A 26422-nucleotide genomic window follows, 5' to 3' on the forward strand; every position below is an offset into this window, starting at 1 on the left:
GGCGACCCGCTAGCGCGGCACGTGGAACTTGGTCAGCGATCCGCCCGCCAGTTCGAGCCGTGACCATGGCGAACGAGTCGTCAGCACCGCGATTGCCGAGGTCGGAAACTTCGTAGAGATCCGGTTCGCGGCCTCCGCGTTGCTGGTGCCGGTGTTGGCGAGCGCGAGCGCCAGCTGCGATGTGGTGGGCTCGTGCCCGACGACGAGCACGGTGGTCGCGGAATCCGGTACCGCATTGATCTCACCGAGGGTGATTCCCACCGTCGAGTCGTAGAGCTTGTCGCTGAATCTGACGAGCTGGCTGTGGACCCCGGTCTGGGTCAGCGTCGCCCGGGTGCGGGTGGCGGTCGAACACAGCACCGCGTCGATCCGATTGAAGTTGTCTTGCAGCCACGTTCCAGCCTGGGTGGCTTGTCGGGTGCCGCGCAGATTCAGCGGACGCTGGTGATCGTCGACTCCGGGCGGATACGCCGACTTCGCATGGCGCATCAGGATCAGGGTGCGCTTGGCGTCCTCCGGCATGATTCGTACGGTAGCCGGGCTACGCGGTGAGCGCCGGGCAAATGCCAGACCTGTGGATAACTCGTCCGGCCGGGCCCAAGGGTCAGGCGCGGCCTCCCAGAGGTTGTCGGTGGGCGGCAATAGACTTCGCATGTGAAGTTCCTGCACACCGCTGATTGGCAGCTCGGCATGACACGGCATTTCCTTGCCGGTGAAGCCCAGCCGCAGTACTCGGCCGCGCGCCGGGAGGCCGTCGCTTCTCTCGGCGAGGTTGCCGTGGCGCAGGGTTGCGATTTCATGGTGGTGTGCGGAGACGTGTTCGAGTCCAATCAGTTGGCCCCGCGCGTGATCAGTCAGGCACTGGAGGTGATGCGGGGCGTCGGTGTGGACATCTATCTGCTTCCTGGCAACCACGATCCCTTGGATGCGGCCTCGGTGTACACCAGCGAGCTGTTCTTGGCCGAAAAGCCCGCGAACGTCCACGTGCTCGATACCGCGGGCATCCATCAGGTGGCTGCCGGAGTTGAGTTGGTTGCCGTGCCGTGGCGATCGAAGGCGCCCACGCATGATCTCGTGGCCGAACAGCTGGAGGCTCTACCCGCCGACGGCACCCGGCGCATCGTGGTGGCCCATGGCGGTGTCGACGTTCTCGACCCCGACCCGACGAAGCCTGCGCTTATCGCGTTGAAGGCCGTCGAGGACGCTCTTGCCCGTGGTGCCGTCCATTACGTGGCGCTGGGTGATAAGCACTCCCGAACTCAGGTGGGTTCTAGTGGCCGTGTCTGGTACTCGGGCGCGCCTGAGGTCACCAACTATGACGATGTCGAATCCGATCCGGGACACGCCCTCGTGGTGAGTCTGGACGAAACGGGTGCGGTGCAGGTTGATGCCCATCATGTGGGTAGATGGCGGTTCGTCACGTTGCGGCGGTCGGTGGACAACGCGCGCGATATCGCCGATCTGGGACTCAACCTCGAACTGCTGCCCGACAAGGAGCGCACGGTGGTGCGCCTCGCTCTGACCGGCACGCTCAGCGTCACCGATAACGCCGTGCTGGAAGAGTGTCTGGACAAGTACACCCGGCTTTTCGCGAGCGTGCGGACGTGGGAGCGGCACACCGATATTGCGGTGGTACCTGCCGATGGAGAGTTCAGTGATCTCGGCGTTGGCGGTTTCGCCGAATCGGCGATCGCCGAGCTGAAGGAGATGGCGGCCGCCGACGGGGCATCATCGGCGGATGCCCAGGGGGCGCTGTCGTTGTTGCTGCGCCTCACCTCTCATGCCGGACGAGGCACTCCGGCGAAAGGCTCGTTGACACGAGGGTCGGCGGCGTGAAGCTGCACCGCCTCTCGGTGACCAACTATCGCGGAATCGCCCATCGCGACATCACTTTTCCCGATCGCGGTGTTGTGGTCGTCAGCGGGGCGAACGAGATCGGCAAGACGTCCATGATCGAGGCGCTTGACCTGCTGATCGAATCCAAAGATCGCTCCACCAAGAAGGATGTCAAGCAGGTCAAGCCCACCTTCGCCGATGTCGGCTCTGAGGTCGAGGCCGAAATCAGCTGTGGAGCTTTTCGATTCGTGTACCGCAAGCGTTTCCACAAGCGCGCCGAGACACACCTGACGATCATCGAGCCGCGCCGCGAGCAGCTCTCCGGCGATGAGGCGCATCAACGGGTGCTGGACATGCTGGATCAGTCCATTGACATGAACCTGTGGAAGGCGCAACGGGTCCTGCAGTCGGCGGGTGCGGGTGTGCTCGACTTGTCCTCGAGCGATGCGCTCACGCGTGCCCTGGATCTGGCTGCTGGGCAATCGGTTGCGCTCTCGGGCAGCGAGCCCGACCTGGTGGAGCGGATCGATGCTGAATACGCGCTGTACTTCACCGCGACCGGACGCCCTACCGGCGAGTGGGCCAAGGCCGACCTGCGACTGACCGCCGCCGAGGACGCTCTTGTCACCGCCAACGCCGCCGTCGCAGAGGTCGATCAGCAGGTTCGCGAGCATGACGAGCTGACCCGAGAGCTGGCCACCGTCATCGCCGATCGTGCCGAGGTGAGTCGCCGCCTGGCTCCGTTAGAGCAAGCCTCCCAAGCTGTCTCGACACTGCTGCAGCAGCGCGATAACGCGACCGTGGTCGCGGAGGCAGCGCAAGCCGCAGCGGTGGCGGCACAGACCAAACGCGATGAGCGGGCACAGCTGGTTGCCGATATCCAGGCCCGCCGTGCCTCGATCGCTGGGCTCGCGGAGCACGCATCGGCCGCGAAGGAGGCGCACGAAACGGCACAGCAGCTGTCCGAGGCTGCCGAGACCGCCGCGACGCAAGCGACTCAAGCCATAGACGGCACCCGTGCCCAATTGGAGACGGCCCGAGACACGTTGGACCGCGCGCTCGCCCGGGACGAGGTGGACGGGCTGGCGGCCAGGGTGTCGCGTATCGACCTCACGACCCGCCAGTTGACGTCGGTTGGCGAGGAGCTCTCGGCATTGGTCATCACGGCACAGTCTCTAGGGGCGATCGAGTCCGCGGTGCGCGCTGTCGGCATGGCAGAGGTCGCGCTGGACACGGCTTCGGCGCGGGTGGAGGTCCGGGCGCTTGCCGATGTCGACATCACTGTCAACGGCGAGCAGCTGCGGGTCGAGGCCGGAGAGCAGTGGGCGAGTGCGGCTGCTGACACCATCGAGATCACCGCTCCGGGTGTAGCGGTCACCCGAATCATTCCGGGGGCCAACGCGGCTCAACTGCGTGGCAACCTCGACGCCGCCCGCGCGGCGCTCGCCGCCGCACTGGCCACCGCCGGTGTTGCCGATGTCGGGCAGGCGCAGAAGCAGTATGAACGGCGTACCGAACTCAATGCCGAACGCGACCGGTTGACAGCGCTACTCGATGGGCTGATGGGCTCGGACAACCTGGACACGTTACGGGAGAAGCTCAGCCGGTTGCGTGAGCTCGCACCGGAGGCCACCGGCTTATGGGATGCCATCGATCCGGCGCAGGCGCGCACCGAGGTCGCCCGGTTGGTAACCGAGGTGGAACGGCTGCAGGCCGAAGAGGTCACGCACCGCCAGGCCGTCCAGGTGGCCGGTCAGCGGCTCGCCGAGAAGTCCACCGAGGCAACGGTATTGCGGGAAAAGCAAGCCGCACGTGCCGAAGAGCTGGCCGCTGCGGAGCAGCGTCTTGCTCAGGTGCGGGCGTCGGCCTCCGATGATCTGCTGACCGAGCGCCATGATCAGGCGGTGCAAGCGGCGGACCTGACCGAGCGTCGTGTCATCGATCTCGTGAATCAGCTGGCCGCGCTGGAAGCCGACCGGGTGCGCACCGAACTCGCCGAAGTCTCCGTGCTGGCGCAGGGGCTGGATCAGCGGCACGAGTCGCTGCGGCATCGGCTGCGCGACATCGCGGTGCGGCTGGAGGTGTTTGGCAGACAGGGCCGCAAGGATCAACTGGATGCCGCTGCCTCTGAACGGGAATACGCGGCAACGGAATTCACGCGGATAGGCGCCAAGGCCCGGGCCGTCGACACGCTGCGCTCAGTGATGTTGCGGCACCGGGACGGTATGAGGTTGCGTTATGTCGACCCGTTCCGTGCGGAGCTGGAGCGGTTGGGCCGCATGGTTTTCGGCCCCACCTTCGAAGTGGATATCGACAGCGATCTGAGCATCCGCAGCCGGACATTGGAGGGCCGGACTGTTCCCTATGAGTCGCTATCGGGCGGCGCTAAGGAACAACTGGGCATCGTCGCGCGGCTGGCAAGTGCGGCGTTGGTGGCGCCGCAGGACGCGGTGCCCGTGATCATCGACGACGCGCTGGGCTTCACCGACAGCGACAGACTGGAGCGCATGGGGGAGGTGTTCGGCGCGGTGGGTACCGAGGCGCAGGTGATCGTGCTGACCTGCAGCCCCGACCGCTATGACGCGGTCACCGGGGCGCAGCGCATCAGCCTGTCGGCCTGAGCGAGCCGGCAGACCTTCCGGACCCCTTAAAAATAGGCGTTCGCGGGAAGCGGCGTGCCGTGCAGCAGGTTCTGGCCGATTACCCGGGCCTTGTAGTGCACCGGATTGTGCAGGCTGATGGTCCGGATGTTGCGCCAATGCCGGTCCAGGTTACGGCTCCGGCTCGAGGCGCTGGCGCCACCCAGATCCAGCAGTTTGGTGGCGGCATCGAGTGCGACGGCATCGATGTGTACTTTCGCTTTGGCAACCGCTAGCTGTGCCTCCTCGGCCAGCTGCGCATCGGGGACTCCGTCGCGCAAGGATGCGGTGGCGGCGTCAATGGCATCGGCCGCGGCGAGAACCGCTGCCTCCGCGGCGAAGGCGCTCGCGCTCAGCTCGCCGAGGGTGCGCTGCAGCAGTGGATCGTCGACCGGACGTTCGGTGAGAGCATGGCTGAAATTACGTTGGCGGGAGCGCAACAGCGCCACACCGTCGTCCACGACCGACCGCAGCACACCGGCGATTATCGCCAGGATGTACAGCTGTAGCGAGGCGTACTGCGTGGTGGGCACCGCGGCCGCGTCATACGGTGCTTCGGAAAGGATTTCTTCCTCGGCGACGTCAACCTGCGTGAAGATGGTGGTCCCGGTCCCGGTCCGTCGCTGGCCGAACCCGTCCCAGTCGTCCACCAGCCGCACTCCGTCACGATCACCGGGGACAATGACCGATGCCACCGAGTCGCGGTCGGTGGTCGCGGTGACCGTGAGGTAGTCCGCGAACAATGTCCCGGTGCTGTAGAACTTCTCACCGTTCAAGCGATATCCATGACCGGCCGGCAGCAGCCGGGTGTTGAACACCAGGCTGCCGACGGCCAATGCACCCTTCTCGCTGAACGCATTGGCGAAGAGATTGCCCTCGTTCACCTTGGTCAGCCAGGCAGCAGACGACGGATCCGACAGCGTGCGCAGTCGTTCCTCGACGAACCAGAAGTGGGTGCGGAAGATGTGCGCGACGATGGGGTCGGCCTGCGCGAGATCGATGATGGTGGAAAAGAGCTGCCGCACAGACAGTCCCGCCCCGCCGAGCTCGACGGGGATGCGCAGCCGTCCGATCCCCGCCTCCTTGAGTAGCCGAACCTGGTCGAAGGGATTCTCGTCGGCAAGATCGCGATCCCGCGCCCCGCTCGCCACCTGGGCGAGCAGATTCCGGTAGGTCTCGGTGCCGGGCAGCGCGCGGATGTCGAGGACTGACGGAGCGGAAGTCATGTCTTCGTTCTACGCAGCATGCCCATGGCCGGCATCGCTTTGAATCAGCCAGAACCGAAGCGGCAATATGGGTCACGATGATTCGGATAGTTCAGTCCTGTTTGTGGTGCCTTCGCTGGCTCACGCTGTTGGGTGCCTTCGCGGTCGCCTGCCTGCTGTTGTTCACACCCGGTGGCGCCGTCCCGTCGGGTCCGCCGGGAGCGGACAAGGTGGCACACGTTCTGATCTTCGCGATGTTGGCGGTGTCTTCGCGTTTTGCGAGGATCGGCGAGAAAATCACGCTGGCATGGGTTCTGGCCTTCGCCGCGTGTTCGGAGGTGATTCAGGCACTGTGGGTTCCGCACCGCGACGGGAGCCTGCTGGATCTGCTCGCCGATGCGGTCGGACTGCTCACGGGCCTGTGGTTGTGGCAGAAGACTCGTGGTCAGTGTCGGCGTTGGTCGGCTTCGGAATGACGGTCGTGATAGTGCCGGTGTGAGCCAGCCCGCTGGTGACCAGGTCCAATTGGCGCAGCGCGCGATTCAGGGCGGCGTTCGCGTCAGCCTCGGTGGGATGATCGGTGTCCACCAACATGCCGATCGTGCTCAGGATCGAGCCCGCGATGAGCTCCGCCGCGATCTCAAGATCCTCGGTGGTGTGATGGTTCGTCGCCGGGTTGCGTGCCAGCTCCACCACCACGTCGTTGGTGAGCATGCGCATTTCGTTGTTGATGGCTCGCCGCACCTGAGGCGAGCCGCCATGACGTTCACGTACCAGAAACCGGAAGTTGTTCGTGTGCTCGCTCACGCGGTCGACCATGAGACCGAGAATCTTGGCAGGGTTATCACTGCCCACCTCGCGTCGGGCCTGACGAAAGGTGTCGCGAAGCACACGGACACTCTCCTCGGCCAAGACCGTACCGAGGTCCTCCATCGATTCGAAGTGCCGATAGAACGCGGTGGGAACCAGACCCGCGGATCTGGCCACCTCGCGCAGACTTACGGCGGCGAAGCCACGCACCTTGAGGAGATCCAAGGTCCCGTCGAGCAATGCGCGGCGGGTGTGCAACTTCTTCTCGGCACGACTATGGCGCATACCTGTCAGTGTACGGGCGTACTCTTATTGCTTGACCTGTTTCGTTCGAAACCGCGTTGATGTCTGGTATTGACAGGTTCATCTACGTTACGCACACTGATCTCAGTGCACGATTGTTCACTATTTAGCCACCGAATTCGAAGGGGCAGTGCAGCATGGTGGGACCTGTTGAGCGCAACGTCAACGTCGTCCAGGAAGTCGTGGAGTCGGTCGGGTCGCGTGTCGGCCGGATCATCCGCATCATCACGCGGACGGTGGGAGAAGTTGGGCGCGAGGTGAGCGGTGTCGTGGCTGACGGGTTCGAAATCGCGGAGGCCAGCAAGCGGGCGCGTGCCGATCAAGAGCGGTGGGACGCCAAGGACCTGACCGAGGATGACGATGTCGACCGCGTCGATGAGGATGTCGCCGCTGCTGACGACGCTGACGCCGATGATGGCATCGCCGAGGACGAGATCGACGCCGTGGTGGAAGAGGTGACTTCCGAGCCAGAGGTTGACGAGGCACGCGACGGCGCCTCGGAGCAGGAACGGGTCTAATCGTGTCGGCTCCAGCGTTGCAGCCAGAACCCCTTTCCACGCTGCCACCCGCGGAGATCGGTGCATGTCCGCTCAATCATGACCTTTACCCGGGTGGCCCGACGTTCCTGCGGTGGCACGACACCAAGGTCGGCTATCTGAAGTCATGGCGTATGGCCCTGGGTGCGGTCTGGTCCACGTACCGGCACACCATCTCCGAGTACATCGCGGACCTGCCCGGCCAGGATGATGTCATCGTCGCCCGCGCACCGATGCGGAAGATGGTCATCGTCCGAAACCCCGAGTTGGCGCGCCACGTCTTGGTGGCGAATCAGGACAACTACATCAAGAGTGCCGAATATGACTTGCTGGCCGTGGGTTTCGGCCGGGGTCTGGTGACCGACCTCAATGAAGGGCTATGGAACCGCAACCGGCGGTTGGTGCAGCCGATCTTCGCCAAGCGTCAGGTCGACCTGTTCGCCCCCCAGATGGCCGAAGCGTCAGCGCGCACCCTCGCACGTTGGGACGTGCTACACGAGCAGGGTAAGGCGGTCGATGTCACCGCCGAGATGAATTACCTCACCATGGATATCGTCGCGCAGACCATGTTCGGCATCGACCTGGCCGGTGATATGGCCGAGAAGATGCGGATCAGTTTTGCGCGACTGCTCAAGCTCTTCGGCGTGGGTTTCATCGTTGGGGCCTCGCCCCCGTTGCGATGGCTGGTGGACAAGCTGGCCACTCACGGACCCGACGAATTGTCAGCGCACACACCGCGTCTGGCTATCCGGGCATTGCGTATCGGGGCATCGGTCGTCGCCCCGAAGACGATGCGGGGGCTGCGCTGGGTGGAGAACACCATCGACCAGCTGATCGCCGACCACCGCAGTGGGCGGATTACCCGGCAGGACAACTTGCTTGCGCTACTGATGGCCGCCGAAGATCCCGAGACTGGGGCGAGGTACACGGACCTGGAGATTCGTGACGAGCTGATGACCTTCCTGGGTGCGGGGTTCGAGACGACGGCTGCCGCGCTCGCCTGGACCTGGTATCTGTTGTCCCGCAACCCCGATGCCCGCGCCAAGCTCGGTGAGGAGGTCGACCGGGTGCTCGAGGGCCGGCTGCCGACGGCCGCTGATGTGGAGAACTTGCCGTGGACCATGGCGGTGATCAACGAGGCCATGCGGGTGTACCCGCCGATCATCGGTCTGGCGCGGTCTGCCAAGGAGGATGATGTGTTGGGTACTTACCCGATACCCGCTGGGACGACTGTCGCGGTTCTCATTGAGGGCATCCACCGCAACGAGCGGGTGTGGGAGAACGTGGAGAAATTCGATCCTTCACGTTTCCTCAAGGAGAACCTTCAGCCCGAACAACGCAAGGCGCACATGCCCTTTGGTGCGGGCAAGCGCATGTGCATCGCCTCGGGGTTCGCGAACCTGGAAGCCGTCATCGGGATCGCTTCGCTGGCCCAGGCATATGAATTGGATCTGGTGCCGGGTCAGAAGCCACGCCGCGAGGTGACTTTCACCGGTGGCCCCGAAGGCGAGATCCGCATGCAGCTGCGCAAACGGCACGCCTGACGGGTGATGACGGTACTCACCGACGAGCTCCGCTCGGATCTGTTGCGCCGATGGTCCGAGCCGCACCGGCGTCACCACGATGTTGTGCACCTACGCGAGGTGCTCGACGCGGTGGATCTGCTCGCGCAGGACGGCGCGCTCTTCGATCGCGAACCCGTCGAGCTGGCGGCGTGGTTCCACGACGCGGTGTATGAGATCGGTCGGGCAGACAACGAGCGACAATCCGCGGAACTGGCCCGGGAGCTGTTGCCTCCCAGCATCGGTGACGAAGTGGCGCGCTTGGTCGTGCTCACCGAGACGCATCGCGTCGAGCCGGACGATGGCAACGGTGCCGTGCTCAGCGATGCGGATCTCTCGGTGCTTGGCGCATCGGCAGATCGCTACGTGCGATATGTCGATGCGGTACGTGAGGAGTACGCGTCGGTTCCCGACGAGGTGTTCCGGCCCGAACGTGCGCGGGTGTTAGGTGCGCTGCTGGACAAGGACGAGCTCTTTCATACCGAGGCGGGCAGGGCGCGTTGGGAAGCGGCCGCGCGACGCAATGTTGAGGCGGAGCTGCGCAGGCTTGTCTGACGGTGTCAGCGGCGCCGCACCGTCATGAGTCCGTTGTTCTTCGGGCACGAGGCGACCCCGCGTGAGTGCCACTTTTCGTTGGGTGCCGTCGTGGTTTCAATGGTGAAGTGCCGCAGCACGGTCCGCAGCACGATGTCCATCTCCATGTTGGCGAACGCAGCCCCGACACAGCGCCGGGTACCGCCGCCGTAGGGCACCCACGAGTTGCCGGGCTTGGCGTCTGTGAAGCGCTCGGGGTCGAATCGTCCCGGGTTGGGGAAGGCGGCCGGGTCATCGTGCATGAGGTTGATACTCACGACGAGGGAGTGGCCCTGCGGGATGCGATACGGCCCGATGTCGACGTACGGTGCCAGCACGTGGCGGCCTGCGAAGTCGATGACCGGCCGACTGCGTTGTACCTCAAGGATTGTCGCCTGACGGTATTCGCCGCTCTCGGTCTGAGCCTCCTCGGCGAGGCGCGACAGCACCCGAGGGTGCCGGGTGATCCGTTCGAAAGCCCACGCGAGTGTGGTGGCGGTGGTCTCGTGGCCGGCTGCCAGCAGGGTGAGTAGCTCGTCGCAGACATCGCTGCGCGACATGGTGGTGCCGTCGTCGTAGGTGGAACGCAACAGCAGGGCCAGGATATCGGTGCGATCCTCGAAATCCGTTGCGGCGAGGGCCTTATCGATGAGGAGTGCGATCACTTCGTCGTAGCGCGCACGGTAGGTCTTCAACCGGCCCCACGGACTGAAACGCCCATAGTCATGCTTGGGCTGCGGCACACGAGTCGTCAGAGAGGCCAGCACCACCCACGGCGGGATCAGTTCGCGCAGCTCATCCAGCTCGGCTCCGTCGGCGCCGAAGACCGCGCGCAGGATGGCGTTGAGCGTGATCCGCATCATCGGTTCCATGGTTTCGAACTGCTGACCCTCGGGCCATGACCCACACTCGCGCAGAGTCTCTTCCTCGATGATCTGCTCGTACTGAATCATGGCCTTGCCGTGGAACTTCGGTGCGAGCAACTTACGGCGGTGCCGGTGTTCGTTGCGTTCCAACGCGAAGACCGATCCGGGTCCGAGCTGCTGGCTGAGGTTGGGCTGGATATTGCCCAGAATCTCGGTGCTGGTGGTGAACACCTGCCGGGTGAGATCCGGGTCGGCCACCACGACCGTGTACCCGAACTTGGGGATATTGATGGTGTAGACCTTGCCGTACTTCTTGGCCAGCCTGCTCGTGGTCCAGCGCCGTGAGGCCACGAAGGCGATGCCCTGGGCCAGCTTGGGAAGTGTCACGAGCGGGGGAGCGATCGGCTCGGGTGTATCGGCGTCTCGATCGATGGTTGAGGCCTCGGTCACGTCACCCTCCACGGCGTTGTGGTGTTAGTAGACATGTGTCTGATAACACACCCTACATCTGTCATGTCGGTCACACCAGGGGAAATCGCGGGAGATTTGATCGGCGGGTCGACTTGACAGGGGTAACTCTGGCACCATGTATCTCGTCCGTCTCAGAAGTCACTTAGGTCTTGGAGGGCGCATTGATCACTCGATGGACGACCGCGATGGTCGTCAGCGCTGTCCTTACGCTGAGTACTCCCGCGACGACGAGCGCCGAACCCATGGCGATGGGCAAGGACTTCTCGAAACCGGCGGTCGTCATCCTCGGATATGGGCTCAAGCCCGACGGCTCCATGCGGGACAAGCTCTATCAGCGAGTCGCGACCGGTAGGGCGATCGCCAACATGTTCCCGAATTCATTCATCATCGTCACGGGCGGCAACCCGCAGAACGGCGTGTCGGAGGCCGAGCAGATGCGCAATATGCTTGTCGGCCTGGGATATCCGTCCGACCGGATCGTGGTGGAGCCGCGCGCCAACAGCACAGTGCAGAACGCGCAGTTCTCCGTTCCGCTGGCCAAGCAGGCCGGCGCCTCCGGAATCATTCTGGTGACGAACTCGACCCACCAGCAGCGTGCAGACAGGAACTTCGCCGATGCGGGCGGCAATGTGCTGGCCACCGCGAGCTTCCCTGACGGGAATGCGCCCACCAATATCGGTCAGTTCATGCGCGACATCATCAGCCCATTCCGCTGACGACTGCCGACAACGGTGGGACGACCACAGTTCGCCTGAAGGGAATGAACCCGGCAGAATCGGTGGTTGACCGATCAAGGCGCTCATCGGTGTGCGCCGCCGTGTGTCTTAGGCATGCTGCATCCACCGCATACCGCACAGGAGCCCATTCATGACTGCCGTTGTCGATTCGCGCGCACAGCCCGCATCGCCGGTGTCGCCGCGAGTGCGCCGGGGCGCCATCTTCGCGCTGGCCGTAGGTGGATTCGGCATTGGGACAACAGAATTCGTCGCAATGGGGCTGCTTCCCAATATCGCGCACGGTTTGGGTGTCACCGAGCCGGAAGCGGGGCATGTCATCAGTGCCTACGCGCTGGGTGTCGTCGTCGGTGCGCCGGTGATTGCAGCGCTCACCGCCCGTGCATCGCGTAGGACACTGCTCATCGCGCTCATGATCGCCTTCACCATCGGCAATGCCGCCACCATGTTCGCGCCCGGCTACGCGCCGCTGATTTTGTCCAGGTTCATCTCGGGCCTGCCGCACGGCGCGTACTTCGGCGTGGCGGCCCTGGTGGCCGCCCACCTCGCCGGTCCGGGGGAACGCGCCAAGGCCGTGGGCCAGACGATGCTGGGGCTGTCGGTGGCCAATGTCGTGGGGGTTCCCGTGGCCACCTGGCTGGGCAACACCGTGGGCTGGCGGTCGGCGTTCGCCGTCGTCGCGGTCATCGGACTGATCACGATCGGGGCATTGCTCAAGTTCCTGCCGGGGCTGACGGATATGAAAATCACGAATCCGCTGACCGAGCTCGGCGCGTTGCGTCGCGTGCAGGTGTGGTTCACCCTGCTCATCGGCATCGTGGGCTTCGGCGGCATGTTCGCCTTCTACACCTACATCAGCACCACGCTCACCAGCGTCGCCGGACTGCCCAAGGCTGCCGTCCCGCTGGCGTTGGCGCTCTACGGAATCGGCATGGTCACGGGAAACGTGCTGGGCGGGTGGATGGCGGACCGCAGTGTGGTCCGGGCCATCGCCGTCAGCCTGGTGCTGGTCGCGGTGATGCTGGTGGTTTTCGTGGTGGTATCCGGAAACATTTGGGCCGCACTGGTGCTGGTGTTCGCGGTAGGAGTTGCGGGAACGTCACTGGTGCCCGCGCTGCAGACCCGACTGATGGATGTGGCCGATGACGCACAGACGCTGGCCGCCGCGCTGAATCACTCGGCACTCAACATGGCCAACGCCGGCGGGGCGTGGCTCGGTGGTCTGGTCATCGCCGCCGGGTACGGCTACCGCGCGCCGTCTCTTGTCGGCGCGGTGTTGGCGGTCGCGGGGCTCGGAGTGCTCGCGTTGTCGCTGTTGTACGCCCGGCGGCGGCCCATCGCGCTGGCAGCAGACTGAATTCATACCGATCGCTGCTTTCTGGCCCACGAAGTCAGTTCTCTTCGCCTAGCCTTTCAGTATGGCTGGGAGCGGCGAGGTAAGGCCTGCGGGCAAAGAGTCGTTCTGGGCGAGATGGCGCGGGCGCGTGATCGGGGTCATCGCTCTGCTACTGGCGCTGGTGGCGGTGTACTTCGCGTTGTCGGCTTTCATCCCGCGCTGGTGGGCGCAACGCATCGCCGACATGTCCGGTCACGGCAGTTTCAGCAAGGGAATTGGCAGCGGGCTCACGCTCGGGCTGTTGTGCACCGGCATACCGCTATTGCTCGCGCTGTGGGCGTTTTTGCTGCGGGGCCGCCGCGGTGGGAAGTTCTTCGCCGGGGTGTTGACGCTGCTCGCCGTGATTGTCGCGGTGCCCAACCTGATGACCCTGACGATCGTGTTCGGCACCAGTAATTCCGCACATGCCGGAGAGCGAGTGCTCGATGTCGAGGCACCGGGATTCCGCGGAGCGACAGCCATCGGGGCGATCGTCGCGTTGTTGATCGTGCTGGTTGTCGTGTACTTCGTCGTGCGCAACTGGCGACGGCGCGTGAAGGTCGAGAAGCAGCAGGTCCGTGACGCTGCCGCCGTGACGGAAGGTCCTACGGCCGAATAAATCGTGTGTGCCCTCGGCAGGAATCGAACCTGCGGCCTTCTGCTCCGGAGGCAGACGCTCTATCCCCTGAGCTACGAGGGCATCAGGGCCCTGACAGCCTAGCGCATCCCCATCAGCACCCCGAACACCGTTTCGGTCGCGTGTAAAGGATTCGGGGCCTGGATACCCCAGCCCATAGGATGATCGCCGTGACTCCCGTCGACCTCGCCGACCTGCTACGTTCCACCGCTACCACGGTGCTGGACGAGCGAGGCCTGGACACGTCGGCGCTACCGGCCACCGTGACCGTCGAACGGCCCCGTAATCCGGAGCACGGCGACTACGCCACCAACGTGGCCCTGCAGGTTGCCAAGAAGGTCGGTGTTGCCCCGCGTGACTTGGCCACCTGGCTCGTCGATGCGCTCGTCGCCAACGAGGCCATCGCCGCCGCCGAGATCGCCGGGCCCGGGTTCGTGAACCTGCGGATCGCCGCCGATGCGCAGGGAACCATCGTCACCAACATTCTCGACGCGGGTCAGACCTACGGCAATTCGGATGCGCAGGGCACGCACACGATCAACCTGGAATTCGTATCGGCCAATCCGACAGGGCCGATCCACATCGGCGGTACCCGCTGGGCCGCAGTCGGCGATGCACTGGGCCGCCTGCTGACCCGCCAGGGTGCCACGGTCACCCGCGAGTACTACTTCAACGACCATGGTGCGCAGATCGACCGGTTTGTCCGCTCGCTCATCGCCGCGGCCGAAGGCAAGGAAGCCCCGGAGGACGGGTACGCCGGCGATTACATTGCCGATATCGCCAAGCAAGTACTCACTCAGCGTCCGGATGCGCTCTCGCTGCCGGAGGGCGAGGCCGCTGAGGTCTTTCGGGAAATCGGCGTGGACTTGATGTTCACCCACATCAAGGAGTCACTGCACGAGTTCGGCACGGACTTCGACGTTTTCACCCATGAGGACTCGATGCACACCTCCGGCAGGGTGCAGGAGGCCATTGCGCAGCTGCGTAAGACCGGCAACATCTACGAGAAGGACGGCGCGTCCTGGTTGCGTTCGAGCAACTTCGGCGACGACAAGGACCGGGTTGTCATCAAGAGTGACGGCAATCCCGCCTACATCGCCGGTGACATCGCCTACTACCTCGATAAGCGTGAGCGCGGCTTCGACCTGTGCATCTACATGCTCGGTGCCGATCATCACGGGTATATCGCGCGCCTGAAAGCCGTTGCCGCAGCGCTGGGTTACGAGGCCGATAGCGTCGAGGTGCTCATCGGCCAGATGGTCAACCTGGTACGCGACGGCCAGCCGGTCCGGATGTCCAAGCGCGCCGGCACCGTCATCACCCTCGATGACCTGGTCGACGCCATCGGAGTCGATGCCGCCCGCTACGCCTTGATCCGGTCCTCGGTGGACACCTCGATCGATATCGACCTACAGCTATGGGCTTCCGCATCGAGTGAGAACCCGGTTTACTACGTCCAATACGCGCACGCTCGACTGTGCGCACTGGCGCGCAATGCCGCCGAGTTGGGCCTGCAGCACTCGACCGATCATCTCGAGCTGCTCACCCATGAGAAGGAGGGTGCGCTCATCCGCGGGCTCGGCGAGTTCGGCCGCATCCTGCAGAACGCCGCGGTGTTGCGTGAACCGCACCGTGTCGCACGCTATTTGGAAGATATAGCCGGTGATTATCACCGGTTCTACGACTCGTGTCGGGTGCTCCCTCAGGGTGACGAAACACCTGGGGACCTGCACGCGGCACGCCTAGCGCTATGTCTTGCCACCCGGCAGGTCATCGCCAACGGCCTGGATATTCTCGGCGTGAGCGCACCGGAGCGGATGTGAGCGCACACCCGGCAGGCCCCCGCCACGCAGAAGGGGAACAGCACACCGCCATGACCAGTGCACCACCGGCCAACCCGACCGAGTTGGCACCGAACGTATGGCCCCGCAATGCTTCTCGCGGTACGAGCGGTGAGGTTACCCTCGCGGGCCTAGCCGTTTCCGAGCTCGCCGAGAAGTACGGAACGCCGCTATTCGTCATCGACGAGGACGATTTCCGTTCACGCTGCCGGGATATGGCGGCCGCGTTCGGTGGCGCCGCGCGTGTGCACTATGCCTCGAAGGCGTTCCTGTGCACCGAGATCGCGCGTTGGATCAAAGACGAGGGGCTGGGCCTCGATGTCTGCTCGGCAGGTGAGCTGGCCATCGCGCTGCGTGCCGAGTTCCCTCCGGAGCGGATCGCGCTGCACGGTAACAACAAATCCGAGGCCGAACTCGCGCAAGCGGTGCAGGCCGGTGTTGGGCACATCGTCGTCGATTCGATGATCGAGATCGAACGGCTGGATGCGATCGCGGGCAGCGCCGGTGTGGTGCAAGACGTTCTGGTGCGCGTCACCGTCGGTGTCGAGGCACACACCCATGAGTTCATCTCTACCGCGCACGAGGACCAGAAGTTCGGATTGTCCCTCGCCGGTGGGCAGGCGCTGGAGGCCGTGCGTCGCGTTTTCGGCACCGACAACCTGCGACTGGTCGGGTTGCACAGCCACATTGGTTCGCAGATCTTCGATGTCGATGGGTTCGAGGTTGCCGCGCATCGGGTGATCGGGCTGCTGCGTGATGTGGTCGCCGAGTTCGGCACCGAGAAGACCGCGCAGCTCAACATCATTGACCTCGGCGGTGGCCTCGGTATCAGTTATGTGCCTTCCGACGATCCGCCCCCCATCGGGGATCTGGCGGCCAAGCTCGGTGTGATCGTGCGCACCGAGTCGGCGCTGGTCGGTCTGCCCGAGCCGCGTTTGGTGATCGAGCCGGGCCGGGCCATCGCCGGCCCCGGCACCGTCACGCTGTACCGGGTGGGCACTACCAAGGACGTGATTCTGTCCAACGGTCAGCGCCGCTATGTAAGCGTCGACGGCGGGATGAGTGACAACATCCGCACCTCGTTGTATCAGGCCGAGTACCACCCGCAGCTGGTTTCCCGCGACAGCGATGTGGCTCCGGTGCTGTCCCGGGTGGTCGGAAAGCACTGCGAAAGCGGCGATATCGTGGTTAGAGACGCGTGGCTGCCCGAGGACGTGGCGCCCGGAGATCTGCTGGCGGTCGCCGCGACGGGCGCGTACTGCTACTCGATGTCCAGTCGGTACAACCTGCTGACCCGTCCGGCGGTCATCGCCGTCAAGGACGGGGAGGCGCGGCTGATCCTGCGGCGCGAGACCGTCGAGGATTTGGTGAGTTTGGAGGTAAGTGAATGAGTGATGCGATAGGCGTAGCGATCCTGGGCCTGGGCAATGTCGGTAGCGAGGTAGCGCGGATCATCGAAAGCAGCGCGAGTGATCTCGCGGCCCGCATCGGTGCCCCGCTGGAGATCCGCGGAATCGGTGTGCGCCGTGTTGCCGACGACCGTGGTGTCCCGGTGGACCTGCTCACCGACGATATCGACGCCCTGGTTTCGCGGGATGACGTTGACATTGTCGTCGAGCTCATGGGCCCGGTGGAACCCGCACGGCGCGGCATCCTGGGTGCGCTCAACGCGGGTAAGTCGGTGGTCACCGCCAACAAGGCGCTGTTGGCCCAGTCTGCCGGTGAGCTCGCCGAGGCCGCCGAAAGAGCAAGAGTCGACCTTTATTTCGAGGCCGCCGTGGCGGGAGCCATTCCCGTCATCCGTCCCCTGACTCAATCGTTGGCCGGAGATTCGGTGATCCGGGTGTCCGGGATCGTCAACGGCACCACCAACTACATCCTGTCCGCCATGGACAACACCGGTGCCGGCTACGACACGGCACTGGCCGAGGCGGGGGAGCTCGGGTACGCCGAGGCCGACCCGACCGCCGATGTCGAGGGCTACGACGCCGCCGCGAAGGCCGCCATTCTCGCGTCCATCGCCTTCCATACCCGGGTCAGTGCCGACGACGTGTATCGCGAGGGCATCACGAAGATCAGTGCCGACGATTTCGAGTCCGCGCGTGCCCTGCGCTGCACCATCAAGTTGTTGTCCATCTGCGAGCGGATCACTGATAAGGAAGGGCGCCATCGTGTTTCGGCGCGAGTGTATCCGGCGCTGGTACCGCTGACCCACCCGCTGGCAAGTGTGAATGGGGCATTCAACGCCGTCTTCGTCGAGGCGGAGGCCGCCGGCGAGCTCATGTTCTACGGACAGGGCGCCGGCGGTGCACCGACCGCGTCCGCAGTACTAGGAGATTTGGTGATGGCAGCACGCAACCGCGTCCAGGGAGGTCGCGGGCCTTTGGAGTCCAGGTACGCACAGCTGCCCATCGCCCCGATCGGGCTCATTCCGACGCGTTACTACGTGCGGATGCGGGTCGCCGACAAGCCGGGCGTGCTGGCCACCGTTGCCACCGAATTCGCTAAGCGCGAGGTCAGCATCGCCACCGTCAGGCAGGAGGGCGAGGTCGACGAGACGGGCGCCCGGCTGGTGGTGCTCACCCACAAGGCGACAGACGCTGCGCTCTCGGAAACCGTTGCCGCACTTGCCGATCTCGACGTGGTGCTGGGTGTCGCGAGTGTCATCCGGCTGGAAGGAACACAAGAGTGACCGTTCACACCCCTTGGCCCGGCCTCATCGCGGCGTACCGGGACCGCCTCCCGATCGGAGAGAACTGGCAGCCCGTGACCCTGCGTGAGGGCGGCACTCCGCTGCTACCCGCGGCACGCCTGTCCGAGCTCACCGGTTGCACGGTGCATTTGAAGGTCGAAGGGCTCAACCCCACCGGTTCGTTCAAGGACCGTGGCATGACCATGGCGGTCACCGACGCACTGGCTCGCGGCCAGCGTGCGGTGCTGTGCGCCTCGACCGGGAACACCTCCGCCTCCGCCGCCGCGTATGCCGCCAAGGCGGGCATCACCTGTGCGGTGTTGATCCCGCAGGGCAAGATCGCGATGGGCAAGCTGGCCCAGGCCGTCATCCATGGCGCCCGGATCATCCAGGTGGACGGGAACTTTGACGACTGTCTGGAGCTGGCGCGCAAGACCACCGCGGACTACCCGACCATCGCCCTGGTGAACTCCGTGAACCCGGTGCGCATCGAGGGGCAGAAGACCGCGGCCTTCGAGATCATGGATGCCCTCGGCACGGCCCCCGATATTCACGCACTGCCGGTCGGCAACGCGGGCAACATCACCGCGTACTGGCGCGGCTACAACGAGTACTACCGCGATGGTCTGTCGGACCGGCTGCCCAAGATGCTCGGCGCACAGGCCGCGGGTGCGGCGCCACTGGTCAACGGGGCACCGGTCGCCAACCCCGAGACCATTGCCACCGCAATCCGTATCGGATCGCCGGCGTCGTGGTCGGGTGCTGTTGCTGCACAACAGGAGTCGGGTGGCAAGTTCTTGGCCGTCACCGATGAGGAGATTCTCAGCGCCTACCGGTTGGTCGCCTCCAGTGAGGGCGTGTTCGTGGAGCCCGCGTCGGCGGCCAGCATTGCGGGCTTGCTGAAATCGGTTGCCGACGGCTGGGTTCCGAAGGGCTCCACCGTGGTCTGCACCGTGACGGGGAACGGCCTGAAGGATCCCGATAACGCCTTGAGTGGAATGCCCGAGGTGACTCCCATTCCGGTGCAGGCGAGCGCGGTCGCCGAGGCGCTGGAACTCGCGTGAGCGAACTTCTGCCCGCGGGGTTGGCCACCACCGTGGTGGTGCCCGCGTCGAGTGCGAACCTGGGCCCGGGCTTCGACAGTCTCGGCATTGCGCTGTCGCTGTATGACGAAATCGAAGTCAACACAACCGAATCCGGCCTCAAGGTGGTTGTCGAAGGTGAGGGCGCCGGCGAGGTTCCGCTCGATGGCAGCCACCTTGTCGTGCGCGCGATCGAACGAGGACTCGCGGTCGGGGGAGTCGTCGCGCCTGGGCTGATTGTCCAGTGTCACAACAAGATTCCGCACTCGCGTGGGTTGGGTTCATCGGCCGCTGCGGCGGTCGCCGGCCTCGCGGCCGCGAATGGGCTGCTCGCCAAAGCTGGGCGCGCGGTGCTTTCCGATGACGTGCTGGTGCAGCTGGCCTCCGAATTCGAGGGGCATCCGGACAACGCGGCGGCCAGCGTGCTCGGGGGAGCGGTGGTCTCCTGGTCGGAGACGTCTGGTGCGGCCCCTGTCTATGCGGCCACTCGTCTCGAAGTGCACCCCGATATCAAGATTGTCGCGGCGATCCCGGAGGAGCAGTCCTCCACGGCGCATACTCGTGTATTGCTGCCAGAATCTGTCACCCATGTAGATGCAAGATTCAACATTAGCCGGGCGGCATTGCTCACCGTTGCGTTGACCGCACGGCCGGATCTGCTCATGACAGCCACCGAGGATCGTCTGCATCAGCCGCAGCGCGCCGTCGCGATGCCGGCATCCGCGGAGGTTCTCGGGTATCTGCGGCGCGAAGGGGTTGCGGCGGTACTTTCCGGTGCTGGACCTGCGGTATTGGCGCTGATCACCGGCGATCTCCCCGATTCCGCGGTGAAATACGCTGAAGATCAAGGTTTCTCACTCGTGGAGTTGTCCGTATCTGCGGGTGTGTCGGCTCGATAGCTGGCGTTATTGCTGGTGAGCGGGGGACTCGCCGGGGGGTGCTGGTTGCTTGATGCTCACCAGGGGGTTATCCTCGGTATCAGTCCCAGCAATTGCAGCTTCTGCGCACCTGCGCCGAGAACGAGGACGATCACAAATTCTCCTAGTTCTTTCCGATGTCTCCGTCGTCCCAGACAGGCGGCGATATTGCGCAAGGTCGATGGTCAGCTGCTATTTCTCCGGACCTCGCGTGGCCCTATCTCTGTGGGCCCGCAGCATGAACTTCGCGGCCAGCAACCTGACTGGCCGAAGTGAGACCCCTCGCCCCATGTTTGGCGGGGGAAGGAAAGGAAATCCGTGACCGATACGGACCTCATCGCGACCGAAGCCGCCCCGGAAACTCCGGAGGCGCCCACCACAGCCTCTTCCGATCGCTCTACCAAGGAGCGCCGGGGTGATGGACTGGGTGCGCTGTCGACGATGGTGTTGCCGGAGTTGCGTGCGCTGGCCAGCCAAGTAGGCGTCAAGGGTACCTCCGGAATGCGTAAGGGCGATTTGATCGCCGCCATTCGTGAGCATCAGGGTGCGCTTGGCGCGCCAAAGAACAACAATCAGGCCGCCCAGGCTCAGCAGCCTCAGGCCTCCTCGGCACCCGCCGAGGCTGCTCAGAAGGAATCGGCCCCGAAGGGCCAGCGTGAATCAGCGCAGTCCGAGCCGGCTCAGACTGCCCTTGAGCTGCCAGTCGAGGCGCCGAAGTCCACTCCGGAGACCGGCTCTGCCGAGGTCACCGAGGGTAAGGATGCCGAGAACAACGGCGCGTCCCGTGAGGGCCGTGGCGAGCGGCGTCGCAACCAGAACCAGAACGCCGACGGTGAGCGCAAGCAGCAGAACGGCGGCCGCGCGAACGCCGAAAACTCCGAGAATTCGGGTCGCGATGGCGGCTCGGGGGGCCAGAACTCGGACAATAACCAAGACAACAACCAGAACCAGGGGAACCGTGGCGATGATGGCGACGGCCGTGGTCGTCGTGGTCGTCGTACCCGTGAGCGCCGCCGCGGTCGCGACCGCACCACTAACGACGGCGGCGGTGGCGGCGAGACCGAGCTGCGCGAGGACGATGTCGTGCAGCCCGTGGCCGGCATTCTCGACGTGCTCGACAACTACGCGTTCGTTCGGACGTCCGGATATCTGGCCGGGCCGAACGATGTGTATGTCTCGATGAACCTGGTGCGCAAGAACGGTCTGCGTCGTGGCGATGCCATCACCGGTGCGGTGCGGGTGCCCCGCGACCAGGATGCCGCGAACCAGAACCAGCGGCAGAAGTTCAACCCGCTGGTGCGCCTCGATACTGTCAATGGCGGCCCGGTTGAGGACGCCAAGAAGCGCCCCGACTTCACCAAGCTGACCCCGCTGTACCCGAATCAGCGGCTGCGGCTGGAGACCACCACCGAGAAGTTGACGACCCGCATCATCGACCTGATCATGCCGATCGGTAAGGGACAGCGCGCGCTGATCGTGTCCCCGCCCAAGGCCGGTAAGACCACGATCATGCAGAACATCGCCAACGCGATCTCTGCGAACAACCCCGAATGTCACCTGATGGTCGTGCTGGTCGACGAACGGCCCGAAGAGGTCACCGACATGCAGCGCTCGGTCAAGGGTGAGGTCATCGCCTCCACCTTCGATCGCCCGCCGTCAGATCACACCCAGGCTGCCGAGCTCGCCATCGAACGCGCCAAGCGCCTCGTCGAGCAGGGCAAGGACGTCGTGGTGCTGCTCGACTCCATCACCCGTCTGGGACGTGCGTACAACAACGCCTCACCCGCGTCGGGCCGCATCCTGTCCGGTGGTGTCGACTCGACCGCGCTCTACCCGCCCAAGCGATTCCTGGGCGCGGCGCGCAACATCGAGCACGGCGGCTCGCTGACGATCATTGCCACGGCCATGGTCGAGACCGGATCTACTGGTGACACCGTCATCTTCGAAGAGTTCAAGGGCACCGGCAACGCCGAGCTCAAGCTCGACCGCAAGATCGCCGAGCGCCGGGTGTTCCCGGCCGTCGACGTCAACCCGTCGGGTACCCGTAAGGACGAGCTGCTGATGAGCGGCGACGAGTTCGCGATTGTGCATAAGCTGCGCCGCGTGCTCTCGGGTCTGGATTCACATCAGGCCATCGACCTGCTGATGAGTCAGCTGCGCAAGACCAAGACCAACTACGAGTTCCTGCTCCAGGTCTCCAAGACCGCACCGGGCGGGATGAACGCAGACGAACCGCAGTACAGCTAGCGCGTGGCGCGGTATCACCGGTAGGTATCGGTGATACCGCGCACTTTTGACACGGTGTGATCGGGCGCTGTCGACGCTACTCAGTTGGGCGCCTAAGCCCCTGGCGGTGCGACCTTCCGCGCCGAACTGCTAGCCGATCGACGCGAGCGGGATCCAGATGCCGAACAGCCAGAATCCCCAGGTCCGGAATCCGTCATCCCAGATTGGCTGGACCCGATGTCCCCAGTAATCGAAGGCACGGGGAGGCGGACCCCAGCGGTCGGGGAGTGGCCCGCGCCATTCCGCGCGAGGCGGCGGGGCCCAACCCCAGGGCGGGCGCTGGTCGTAATGCCACGGATTGTCGCGCCACTCCCGGCGATCGTCTCGCCAGCTGCGGTCATCCCGCCAGTCCTGGTCGCGGTCGCGCCAATTGTCGTTGCCACGCCAGTTCCCGTTGTTGCGCCGGCCGTCGTGGTCGCCCCAGTCATCGTCGTCGTGCGGGCGATTCGGATGATCCTGGGTGTAACCGGGCTGACCAGCGGGCCGGGCGTATGCCGGAACGGCGCCCAACCCCAGCGTGCCCATCGCCAGTGCGCCAAAGATGACACCTTGGCTCACAAGACTTTTCAGATTCATATGCGACTCCTGTCCGATTATCTCGGCGGTTCGCCCCGACTCAACCGAACGTATTGAGATCCAACAGCGGCACCGTGTTGGTGATGCCGCGGCTGCTGTTGGGGATATCGACAGGATGTCAATGCCCGTTACATGCCCGAGATCGGGCCTGCGTCAAGGCTGCGGGATGGCCGGAATCTGAGGAATCGGCGGTGCCTGGGGAATGGGCGGTACCCCCGTCCCCTGAGGAATCGGTGGAGCCTGGGGAATGGGCGGCGGTGACGGGGGAGTGATCGGGTCGGCATTGGCCAGGCCCGGAGCACCCGCGAAGGCGGCTAAGCCCATTGCCGCCGCGGATGCGCTTGTCACGATCAATCTCTTGATGTTCATGCGTTGTCCCTTCCTGATCGGCGTTCCTTTCCCAACGTACGCCGGGTCCCGGAGTGGGGAATAGTGAGCAGGTCGGCGCCGTTTAGGTTCTACGTAACTGAGCTGGCATAATGGCCTCTCAGCCTTTTGAAGGGTTCCGGTTCACGCCCACAAAGCGACCCGGCGACCACAACACGCAGAGGAAAAGCAATGAAATCGGGTATCCACCCCACCTATGTCGAGACCAGCGTGGTCTGCGGCTGCGGTAACACCTTCAGCACCCGCAGCACCAAGGACAGCGGCCACATCGTTGTCGAGGTCTGCTCGCAGTGCCACCCCTTCTACACCGGCAAGCAGAAGATCCTGGACAGCGGCGGTCGCGTCGCCCGGTTCGAGGCCCGGTACGGCAAGCGCAAGGCCGCAGCCGACAAATAGCTTCCTTGCCGACGCCCGGATTTGCCTTTGCGCAGTCCGGGCGTCGGTTTTTTTGTAGGGACGACTGAGCGTATGAACATTGGGAGGAGGGCGCATGAGCGAGACGCCGCTGATCAGCGCGATGTTGGCCGAGCACGCTGAGTTGGAGAAGCGACTGGCCGACCCGGCGCTACACGCGGATGCGGGCGCTGCACGCAAGGCCGGCCGCCGGTTCGCGATGCTCTCGCCGATCGTCGCCACCCACCGCAAGCTCGTCGCTACTCGCGATGACCTAGACACCGCCCGCGAGCTGTCGGCGGACGATCCCTCGTTCGCCGATGAGGTGACCGAGTTGGAATCGTCGGTCGCCGAGTTGGAGACTCAGCTGTCGGACATGCTGGCGCCGCGCGACCCCCATGACGGTGACGACATCCTCCTCGAAGTGAAATCTGGTGAGGGAGGCGAGGAGTCGGCGCTGTTCGCTGCCGACCTGGCCCGCATGTACATCCGCTACGCCGAGCGGCATGGCTGGAAGGTCACGGTTCTCGACGAGACAGAATCCGACCTCGGCGGGTACAAGGACGCCACCTTGGCCATCGCGAGCAAGGGAGACACCGCCGACGGTGTCTGGGCGCGGCTCAAGTTTGAAGGTGGGGTGCATCGCGTCCAGCGTGTTCCCGTCACCGAATCCCAAGGACGCGTGCATACGTCGGCAGCGGGTGTGTTGGTTTATCCCGAGCCCGAAGAGGTCCAGGAAATCCAGATCGACGAGTCGGATCTTCGGATCGACGTCTACCGTTCCTCGGGCAAGGGCGGCCAGGGGGTGAACACCACCGACTCGGCGGTCCGCATCACCCACCTGCCGACCGGGATCGTGGTGACCTGCCAAAACGAGCGCTCGCAGCTGCAGAACAAGGCGCGCGCCATGCTGGTGCTGGCGGCGCGGCTGCAGGCGCTCGCCGAGGAGCAGGCGCAGGCCGACGCATCGGCCGGTCGCGCCAGCCAGATCCGCACCGTGGATCGCAGTGAGCGGATCCGCACCTACAACTTCCCGGAGAACCGGATCACCGATCACCGTGTCGGGTTCAAGGCACATAACCTGGATCAGGTGCTCGACGGTGACCTTGATGCGCTGTTCGATGCGCTGGCCGTGGCCGATCGGAAGGCGCGCCTGCAAGAGGCGTGAGTGAGATGAGCGGGTTGCGTCAGCTGATCGCCGAAGCGGTCGAATCGCTCTCTCGAGCAGGAGTTTCCAGCCCGCAGGTAGACGCCGAAGAGCTCGCCTCGCATCTGCTCGGCATCCCGCGAACACGATTGCGTTTTGCCGAATTCGCACCGAGTTTTCCCGAGAGGTACCGCGAACTGGTAGCTACGCGGGCGCAGCGGATTCCCTTGCAGCACTTGACTGGTAATGCTGCTTTTGGCCCTGTCGAGGTATTCGTGGGCCCCGGTGTGTTCATCCCGCGCCCGGAGACGGAGTCTCTGTACGCCTGGGCAACAGGGGAATTGACAACTCATGCGACGGTTGTGGAGTTATGCGCCGGATCGGCAGCGCTCGCTGTCGCCTTGTCACATGACCAGCCGTCCGCTCGTATCCTCGCGATCGAGCTTGATGAGCGGGCGTTGATCTACACGCGGCGCAACACCGAAGGAACTCCGGTCGAGGTGATCCAGGCTGATGCGACCTCGCCCACGCTGTTGGCGGAGCTGGATGGAATGGTCGACCTGATCGTCGCCAACCCGCCCTACATCCCGGAAGGCGTCGAACTGGAGCCCGAAGTGGCGCAGCACGATCCGCCATTGGCGTTGTTCGCGGGTGTCGAGGGGCTGGAGATTATCGCGCCCATCGTGACGGCTGCCGGTCGTCTCCTGGCCGCCGGAGGCCGCATTGGTGTTGAGCATGACGACACCAATGGTGATGGAACGCGCGAGTTATTCACGGCCAGTGGCCTATTCGATGAGGTTGCGCAGCGATACGACCTGGCAGGGCGGCCGCGCTTCGTTACCGCTCGCCGGAAATCCCCGACCCCATAGACTGGGTGCGTGACCGTCGTCTACGACTGCCAGGACGCTGCGACCCGCCAAGAGGGTATCGACGCAGCGGTGAGCGCGCTCAAGGCGGGTGAACTGGTGGTCATGCCCACCGACACTGTCTACGGATTGGGTTGTGATGCATTCGATTCCAATGCGGTGTCGGCCCTTCTGGCCGCCAAGGGCCGGGGCCGGGACATGCCCGTCGGAGTGCTCGTCGGGTCGTGGCACACGATCGACGGACTGGTGTTCGCGGTTCCGTCGGCCGCCCGTGAGCTCATCGAGGCCTTCTGGCCGGGGCCGCTGAGCATCATCGTGAAGCACGCGCCGTCGCTGTCCTGGGATCTTGGAGATGCGCAGGGGAGCGTCATGCTACGGATGCCCCTGCATCCGGTGGCCATCGAGCTGCTGCGCGCTGTCGGTCCGATGGCGGTCTCCAGTGCCAACGTATCGGGGCAGCCCGCGGCGCTCACGGCCGCTGAGGCCCGCGATCAGTTGGACGACAAGGTTGCGGTGTATCTGGACGGTGGCACCGCTGAACTGGGTGCGGCATCGACCATCGTCGACCTCACCGGACCGGTGCCGCTGATCCTGAGGGAAGGACCGATCACCCGGGAACAGATCGTCGAGGTGATTGGCGGCGACATCGGGCCCGGCGAGTCGGCGGAACCCACAGGATCTTGAAGTA

General features: G+C 64.6%; 25 protein-coding genes and 1 tRNA gene. 19 read left to right on the top strand and 7 right to left on the bottom strand.

Annotated elements, in window-relative coordinates:
* Positions 1–9: 9 nt before the first annotated feature.
* Positions 10–522, bottom strand: coding sequence for a SixA phosphatase family protein (locus DSM43276_RS06390; RefSeq protein WP_078325292.1), 513 nt, complete (start codon positions 520–522; stop codon positions 10–12).
* Between the two features lie 132 nt (positions 523–654).
* On the opposite strand from DSM43276_RS06390, the gene DSM43276_RS06395 reads away from it, so the two are divergent.
* Entirely contained in the window at positions 655–1836 is a 1182-nt protein-coding gene (locus DSM43276_RS06395) for a metallophosphoesterase family protein (protein WP_078328793.1), read from the top strand.
* The gene (locus DSM43276_RS06400) at positions 1833–4457 is read left to right on the top strand and encodes an AAA family ATPase (protein ID WP_078328794.1); all 2625 of its coding nucleotides are present in this window, start codon (positions 1833–1835) and stop codon (positions 4455–4457) included. Before DSM43276_RS06395 ends, DSM43276_RS06400 begins: the two co-directional genes overlap by 4 nt.
* 26 nt (positions 4458–4483) lie before the next feature.
* Here DSM43276_RS06400 and DSM43276_RS06405 read toward each other — a convergent pair whose 3' ends face one another.
* Positions 4484–5701, bottom strand: a complete 1218-nt coding sequence (locus tag DSM43276_RS06405; RefSeq protein WP_078328795.1) for an acyl-CoA dehydrogenase family protein — start codon at positions 5699–5701, stop codon at positions 4484–4486.
* Positions 5702–5778: 77 nt separating this feature from the next.
* Between DSM43276_RS06405 and DSM43276_RS06410 the strand changes: the two genes are divergently transcribed.
* Positions 5779–6156 carry a VanZ family protein gene (locus tag DSM43276_RS06410; protein ID WP_078325296.1) on the top strand — a complete coding sequence of 126 codons (378 nt, stop codon included), beginning with the start codon at positions 5779–5781 and terminating at the stop codon, positions 6154–6156.
* On the opposite strand, the gene DSM43276_RS06415 is transcribed toward DSM43276_RS06410, so the two are convergent.
* A complete protein-coding gene (locus DSM43276_RS06415; RefSeq protein ID WP_078325297.1) occupies positions 6092–6775 on the bottom strand; it encodes a TetR family transcriptional regulator in 684 nt (227 codons plus the stop codon). The two genes, DSM43276_RS06410 and DSM43276_RS06415, sit on opposite strands and share 65 nt — an antisense overlap.
* Positions 6776–6930: 155 nt before the next feature.
* Between DSM43276_RS06415 and DSM43276_RS06420 the strand changes: the two genes are divergently transcribed.
* From DSM43276_RS06420 to DSM43276_RS06430, 3 genes are read left to right on the top strand one after another with little or no spacing between them, the layout of a single operon-like run.
* Positions 6931–7311 (top strand): hypothetical protein, encoded by a 381-nt coding sequence (locus DSM43276_RS06420; protein WP_078328796.1) that lies wholly within the window; start codon positions 6931–6933, stop codon positions 7309–7311.
* Positions 7312–7313: 2 nt separating this feature from the next.
* Positions 7314–8873 carry a cytochrome P450 gene (locus tag DSM43276_RS06425; protein WP_078328797.1) on the top strand — a complete coding sequence of 520 codons (1560 nt, stop codon included), beginning with the start codon at positions 7314–7316 and terminating at the stop codon, positions 8871–8873.
* A 6-nt stretch (positions 8874–8879) separates the two neighbouring features.
* The gene (locus DSM43276_RS06430) at positions 8880–9446 is read left to right on the top strand and encodes an HD domain-containing protein (protein ID WP_078328798.1); all 567 of its coding nucleotides are present in this window, start codon (positions 8880–8882) and stop codon (positions 9444–9446) included.
* A gap of 5 nt (positions 9447–9451) precedes the next feature.
* Here the strand turns inward: DSM43276_RS06430 and DSM43276_RS06435 are convergent, their stop codons facing one another.
* A complete protein-coding gene (locus DSM43276_RS06435; protein ID WP_078328799.1) occupies positions 9452–10792 on the bottom strand; it encodes a cytochrome P450 in 1341 nt (446 codons plus the stop codon).
* Between the two features lie 158 nt (positions 10793–10950).
* Here DSM43276_RS06435 and DSM43276_RS06440 point away from each other — a divergent pair, with 158 nt between their 5' ends.
* The 3 genes from DSM43276_RS06440 to DSM43276_RS06450 all read left to right on the top strand — a co-directional run bounded on the left by DSM43276_RS06440 (position 10951) and on the right by DSM43276_RS06450 (position 13529).
* Positions 10951–11517 (top strand): YdcF family protein, encoded by a 567-nt coding sequence (locus DSM43276_RS06440; protein ID WP_078328800.1) that lies wholly within the window; start codon positions 10951–10953, stop codon positions 11515–11517.
* A gap of 151 nt (positions 11518–11668) precedes the next feature.
* Positions 11669–12892, top strand: coding sequence for an MFS transporter (locus DSM43276_RS06445; protein ID WP_078328801.1), 1224 nt, complete (start codon positions 11669–11671; stop codon positions 12890–12892).
* A 61-nt stretch (positions 12893–12953) separates the two neighbouring features.
* The gene (locus tag DSM43276_RS06450; RefSeq protein ID WP_078328802.1) at positions 12954–13529 is read left to right on the top strand and encodes a permease; all 576 of its coding nucleotides are present in this window, start codon (positions 12954–12956) and stop codon (positions 13527–13529) included.
* An 8-nt stretch (positions 13530–13537) separates the two neighbouring features.
* On the opposite strand, the gene DSM43276_RS06455 is transcribed toward DSM43276_RS06450, so the two are convergent.
* A tRNA-Arg gene (locus DSM43276_RS06455) sits at positions 13538–13610 on the bottom strand.
* Between the two features lie 107 nt (positions 13611–13717).
* On the opposite strand from DSM43276_RS06455, the gene argS reads away from it, so the two are divergent.
* The 6 genes from argS to rho all read left to right on the top strand — a co-directional run bounded on the left by argS (position 13718) and on the right by rho (position 22326).
* The gene (argS, locus tag DSM43276_RS06460; RefSeq protein ID WP_078328839.1) at positions 13718–15370 is read left to right on the top strand and encodes an arginine--tRNA ligase; all 1653 of its coding nucleotides are present in this window, start codon (positions 13718–13720) and stop codon (positions 15368–15370) included.
* On the top strand, positions 15367–16779 hold the full coding sequence (lysA, locus tag DSM43276_RS06465; RefSeq protein ID WP_078328803.1) for a diaminopimelate decarboxylase: 1413 nt from the start codon (positions 15367–15369) through the stop codon (positions 16777–16779). The genes argS and lysA overlap by 4 nt, the downstream gene beginning before the upstream one ends.
* On the top strand, positions 16776–18080 hold the full coding sequence (locus tag DSM43276_RS06470; RefSeq protein ID WP_078328804.1) for a homoserine dehydrogenase: 1305 nt from the start codon (positions 16776–16778) through the stop codon (positions 18078–18080). Before lysA ends, DSM43276_RS06470 begins: the two co-directional genes overlap by 4 nt.
* Complete coding sequence (gene thrC, locus DSM43276_RS06475) at positions 18077–19144, top strand: threonine synthase (protein WP_078328805.1); 1068 nt, start codon at positions 18077–18079, stop codon at positions 19142–19144. The genes DSM43276_RS06470 and thrC overlap by 4 nt, the downstream gene beginning before the upstream one ends.
* The gene (thrB, locus tag DSM43276_RS06480; RefSeq protein WP_078328806.1) at positions 19141–20061 is read left to right on the top strand and encodes a homoserine kinase; all 921 of its coding nucleotides are present in this window, start codon (positions 19141–19143) and stop codon (positions 20059–20061) included. Before thrC ends, thrB begins: the two co-directional genes overlap by 4 nt.
* A gap of 336 nt (positions 20062–20397) precedes the next feature.
* A complete protein-coding gene (gene rho, locus DSM43276_RS06485) occupies positions 20398–22326 on the top strand; it encodes a transcription termination factor Rho (RefSeq protein WP_078328807.1) in 1929 nt (642 codons plus the stop codon).
* Positions 22327–22455: 129 nt separating this feature from the next.
* Here the strand turns inward: rho and DSM43276_RS06490 are convergent, their stop codons facing one another.
* Positions 22456–22941 (bottom strand): hypothetical protein, encoded by a 486-nt coding sequence (locus DSM43276_RS06490; protein ID WP_078328808.1) that lies wholly within the window; start codon positions 22939–22941, stop codon positions 22456–22458.
* Between the two features lie 153 nt (positions 22942–23094).
* Entirely contained in the window at positions 23095–23310 is a 216-nt protein-coding gene (locus DSM43276_RS06500; protein WP_078289139.1) for a hypothetical protein, read from the bottom strand.
* A 189-nt stretch (positions 23311–23499) separates the two neighbouring features.
* Here DSM43276_RS06500 and rpmE point away from each other — a divergent pair, with 189 nt between their 5' ends.
* The 4 genes from rpmE to DSM43276_RS06520 all read left to right on the top strand — a co-directional run bounded on the left by rpmE (position 23500) and on the right by DSM43276_RS06520 (position 26418).
* Positions 23500–23724, top strand: coding sequence for a 50S ribosomal protein L31 (gene rpmE, locus DSM43276_RS06505; RefSeq protein WP_078298282.1), 225 nt, complete (start codon positions 23500–23502; stop codon positions 23722–23724).
* 94 nt (positions 23725–23818) lie between these two features.
* Positions 23819–24889: a peptide chain release factor 1 gene (gene prfA, locus DSM43276_RS06510; RefSeq protein ID WP_078328809.1), complete on the top strand. Its 1071-nt coding sequence runs from the start codon at positions 23819–23821 to the stop codon at positions 24887–24889.
* Positions 24890–24894: 5 nt separating this feature from the next.
* Entirely contained in the window at positions 24895–25737 is an 843-nt protein-coding gene (prmC, locus tag DSM43276_RS06515) for a peptide chain release factor N(5)-glutamine methyltransferase (RefSeq protein ID WP_078328840.1), read from the top strand.
* A 9-nt stretch (positions 25738–25746) separates the two neighbouring features.
* The gene (locus tag DSM43276_RS06520; protein WP_078328810.1) at positions 25747–26418 is read left to right on the top strand and encodes an L-threonylcarbamoyladenylate synthase; all 672 of its coding nucleotides are present in this window, start codon (positions 25747–25749) and stop codon (positions 26416–26418) included.
* Positions 26419–26422 lie beyond the last annotated feature (4 nt).

It is taken from the genome of Mycobacteroides salmoniphilum, assembly GCF_004924335.1.
Taxonomy (GTDB): domain Bacteria; phylum Actinomycetota; class Actinomycetes; order Mycobacteriales; family Mycobacteriaceae; genus Mycobacterium; species Mycobacterium salmoniphilum.